Below are 4,273 nucleotides of genomic sequence, written 5' to 3'. Positions count from 1 at the left end.
TGTTCCGCCCGCATTCACCGGCTCGAAGTCTTCATCTTTCAGCTCCGGCAGCTTCTCATCGCATCCCTGAATGCCCTGCTTTTTCAGGTTGGTGCAGACCCTATCCAGCTTGTTGTCCACGGCGTGCATGTGATCCAGCAGCAAGTGAATCGCTTCGGCCACCGGGTCGGGCATGTCGTTGCTGACACCATAGGCCTGGAAGCCGATCTTCTCGGCCATTGCCTGGCGAGTCTTTTCTTTCTCGGTCAGAGGATGGCTAATCACCCGGCCCGGGATACCGACCACCGTCGCCCCTTCCGGCACTTCCTTGGTGACCACGGAATTGGAGCCGATTTTGGCATTCTTGTGCACCGTAAACGGCCCCAGCACCTTGGCTCCCGCACCAACCACCACACCGTCTTCCAGAGTCGGGTGGCGCTTGCCCTTGCTCCAGCTGGTGCCTCCCAGGGTAACGCCGTGATACAGCGTCACGTCATCACCGATTTCTGCGGTTTCACCGATCACCACACCCATGCCGTGATCAATAAAGAAACGCCGGCCGATTTTGGCACCGGGGTGAATTTCGATACCGGTGAGCCAGCGCGAAAACGTGGATAGCAGCCGCGCCAGTTGCTTGAAATCACGCGTCCATAACCCATGCGCCAACCGATGAAAAAGCACCGCGTGCAAACCGGGATAGTTGAGCAACACTTCCAGCGTATTGCGGGCCGCCGGGTCCCGGTGAAAGACCGACCGGATGTCCTCGCGCACTTGATCAAACATAACTACCTCAACTTCGAAGCCTTGGGCCTGGGCCCGTTAGGATGACGCCAACAACCGTTTGTTACGGCGCATCAGCCATCATCTCGCGGCATTTTTTTCTCCAATGCCACCAATACGCCCCGCAAAATGCTCATTTCCATTTTGTCCGGTCGGGCGCGCATAAACAAACGGCGCATACGCGTCATCACCTGGCCGGGCTGCGCCGGATTCAGGAATCCACTCTGTGCCATCACCTTTTCCAGGTGGTCCAGAAAACCGGATACCGCTTCGTTGGTGGCCGGCGGCTCATCCCAGAACATTTCCGGCAATGGCATCACTTCGCGACGGGAACGGGATTCCTGCAGATCAAAGTCGTCCCCCAGCAACGCCAGGCGTAGCTCGTAGCTGATTAATTGGACCGCCGACGCCACATTCAAGACCCCATACTCGGGATTGGTGGGCACGCTCACATGAAGGTTACAGCGGCGCAGCTCGTCGTTGGTCAGCCCCCGATCTTCACGACCGAACAGCACCGCAATGCGGGTATCCTGCGGCGCATTGGCCAAATCATGGGACAGCTGTGCCGCCAACTGACGTGGAGTCAGGCAAGGCCACGGAATGCGACGCTGACGGGCACTGGTGCCAATCACCAGAGTGGCTCCTTCCAGCGCCTCGTCCACGCTGTTGCATACCTGTGCAGCTTCCAGCACATCGCCGGCACCGGAGGCCCGCGCCGTCGCCTCCACACTGGGGTAGGCCTGCGGCTGCACCAGACGCAGATCCGACAGGCCCATGGTTTTCATGGCCCGGGCAGCCGCGCCGATATTGCCGGGGTGGGAGGTTTCCACCATCACAATGCGCACATTTTCCAACATGGGAGGCCTCTCATTAAAAAAGGCGCTAATCTTAACACGGCGGCTGCCCTGATCGCGCGGGCTCTGCTACAATCCGCGCCCCGGAACGGGAACCCCGAGTTTCCCTGCCCCGCGCTCTTTAAAGGAGCCTCTGAAGAACGCCTTGCGCGCTCAGTCTTTCAGGCTGGCCCGCAATCTAGGCGCACTTTTGAAGGTGTATGTCGATCCATCGAAAAAGGGCAACAACGAGTGCGGGCCAGCCTGGAAGACCCGGAGGGCGTGGTCTGAAGCGCCCATTTGCTGCGCCTTGCCTCTAGGGAAGGGAACCACCCTGCCCGTCGAGACAAGACACAACAACTGCACGCTTCAGACCACGCTGAGCACACAAGGCGTTCTTCACAGGCTCCTAGCCGTTACGCCACACGTCATATTGAGGATAGATGCCATGCATGCGCCGCAAGTGAATATCGCCCTGCGAGCCGCCCGTCAGGCGGGAAATCTGATTCGCAGAGCTGCTGAAAGCAGTGATCCCGTGTCTGTCACGAAAAAGGGCATGAACGACTTCGTCACCGAAGTGGATCGCGCTGCAGAAGCGCGCATCATCGATGTGATTCGCAAGGCCTACCCGGACCACAGTATTCTGGCTGAGGAATCCGGTGTTATCGAAGGCAGTGGCGACGGTAAAGACTACCAGTGGATCATCGACCCACTGGACGGCACGACCAACTTCATCCATGGCTTCCCCCAGTACTGCGTCTCCATTGCCCTCAAATTCAAAGGCAAAATCGAGCATGCGGTCATTTACGATCCCAACCGCGACGAAGAATTCACCGCCAGCCGTGGCCGTGGCGCCGCTCTCAATGGCCGCCGTATTCGCTGTACCAATCGAGCCAGCCTGGAAGGCTGCCTGATCGGTACGGGTTTCCCGTTCCGCAAGGACCAGGCCCCGCACATGGACGCCTATCTGGGCATGTTCGCGGATATCGCCGCCTCCACCGCCGGTCTGCGTCGGCCCGGTTCCGCCGCCCTGGACCTGGCCTGGCTGGCCGCCGGCCGACTGGACGGCTTCTTTGAATTCGGCCTGGCAGAGTGGGACATGGCCGCAGGTGTACTGCTGATTACCGAAGCCGGTGGCCTGGTTGGTGACCTGAGTGGCGGCCACAAATACTTGGAAAGCGGCGGCATCGTGGCCGGCAGCCCGAAAGTCTTTAAGGGCTTGCTGCAAAAAATCAAACCCCACCTGAACGACAGCCTGAAGCGCTAACCCCCGCACAGCCTGGCTTTGCTCCCTTCCTCCCGCTGCGGAGGAAGGGTTTTTCCTGCCCCACCGCCATCCTGTTTTGTAAAAACTCCTTAGACTTCAATACGAAAGTGCTGTCTGCGGCATGGACATCTCGGCACGCTTTGCTAGCGTGTCAGATATAACGGTTCAGCAAGGAGACGCTTCATGGCAACGGTTTCTCTCACAGACAACGCGCTGTTCCGCCAGCAGTGCTACATCAATGGCCAATGGTGTGATGCTGATGACGGCGCCACCTTTGCGGTCGACAACCCGGCCAACGGAGAAGACATCGGCACCTCGCCGCGCATGGGCGAAGCCGAAACCCGCCGCGCCATCGACGCCGCTCATCAGGCCTTCCCTGGCTGGCGTGATAAAACTGCCGCCGAGCGGGCCAACCTGCTGATGGCCTGGCACGATCTGATGATGGAGCACCAGGAGGACCTGGGCCGCCTGATGACCCTGGAACAGGGCAAGCCTCTGCCCGAGGCCAAAGGGGAAATCGCCTATTCCGCCTCTTTCCTGAAATGGTTTGCCGAAGAAGCGCGCCGGGCTTATGGCGATACCATTCCCGCATCCAAACCCGGCCAGCAGATCGTGGTGATCAAGCAACCCATTGGGGTCACCGCCGCGATCACGCCCTGGAACTTCCCCTCCTCCATGATTACCCGCAAAGCCGGAGCGGCCCTGGCCGCAGGCTGCACCATGGTGGTCAAGCCGGCTAGCGCCACCCCCTATTCCGCCCTGGCGCTGGCCGAACTGGCCGAGCGTGCCGGCATTCCTGCAGGGGTTTTCAACGTTATCACTGGTAGCGCCGGCGCCATATCCACGGCAATCACCGACTCACCCATTGTCCGCAAACTGAGCTTCACCGGCTCCACCGAAGTGGGCAGCCAGCTGATGGCCCAGTGCGCCAAGCACATCCAGAAAGTGTCACTGGAGCTGGGTGGCAACGCCCCTTTCCTGGTGTTCGACGATGCCAACCTGGATAAAGCGGTTGAAGGCGCCATGGCCAGCAAGTTTCGCAACACCGGCCAGACCTGCGTGTGCGTTAACCGCTTTCTGGTACAGGAAAGTATCCTCGATGCCTTTGTGGAGAAGTTCAAGGTTGCCATTGAGGCCATGAAAGTGGGTGACGGCTTTGAAGAAGGCGTTTCCCAGGCTGCCCTGATCAACCGGGGTGCTTCCGATAAAGTCATGGAACATCTGGAAGATGCACTGGGCAAGGGCGCCCGGGTTATCACCGGGGGCCAGCGCCACGAACGGGGCGGCAGCTTCGTTCAGCCCACGCTGATCACCGGCGTTTCCACCGATGCCCAACTCTGCCAGGACGAAACCTTCGGGCCGCTGGCAGCCATCATTCCCTTTAAAACGGAAGAAGACGCCATCCGCATCGCCA

The 4,273-nt window shown here is 59.7% G+C and carries 4 protein-coding genes; 2 read left to right on the top strand and 2 right to left on the bottom strand.

The window, feature by feature from the left end; all coding sequences use genetic code 11:
• Together cysE and A3730_RS16820 are read right to left on the bottom strand one after the other, a co-directional pair.
• Positions 1–762 (bottom strand): serine O-acetyltransferase (gene cysE, locus A3730_RS16825; RefSeq protein ID WP_063538501.1); only part of this gene is annotated, 762 nt, incomplete at its 3' end.
• A 71-nt stretch (positions 763–833) separates the two neighbouring features.
• On the bottom strand, positions 834–1,616 hold the full coding sequence (locus A3730_RS16820; RefSeq protein WP_063538499.1) for an RNA methyltransferase: 783 nt from the start codon (positions 1,614–1,616) through the stop codon (positions 834–836).
• 424 nt (positions 1,617–2,040) lie between these two features.
• Between A3730_RS16820 and suhB the strand changes: the two genes are divergently transcribed.
• Together suhB and A3730_RS16810 are read left to right on the top strand one after the other, a co-directional pair.
• Entirely contained in the window at positions 2,041–2,859 is an 819-nt protein-coding gene (gene suhB, locus A3730_RS16815; RefSeq protein ID WP_063519191.1) for an inositol-1-monophosphatase, read from the top strand.
• A gap of 183 nt (positions 2,860–3,042) precedes the next feature.
• Positions 3,043–4,273: NAD-dependent succinate-semialdehyde dehydrogenase (locus A3730_RS16810; protein ID WP_063538497.1), on the top strand; the 1,231-nt coding region annotated here is incomplete at its 3' end.

Source organism: Alcanivorax sp. HI0044 (assembly GCF_001634945.1).
Note: the sequence above shows the minus strand (reverse complement) of the source record. Positions and strands in the feature narration are given on the sequence as shown.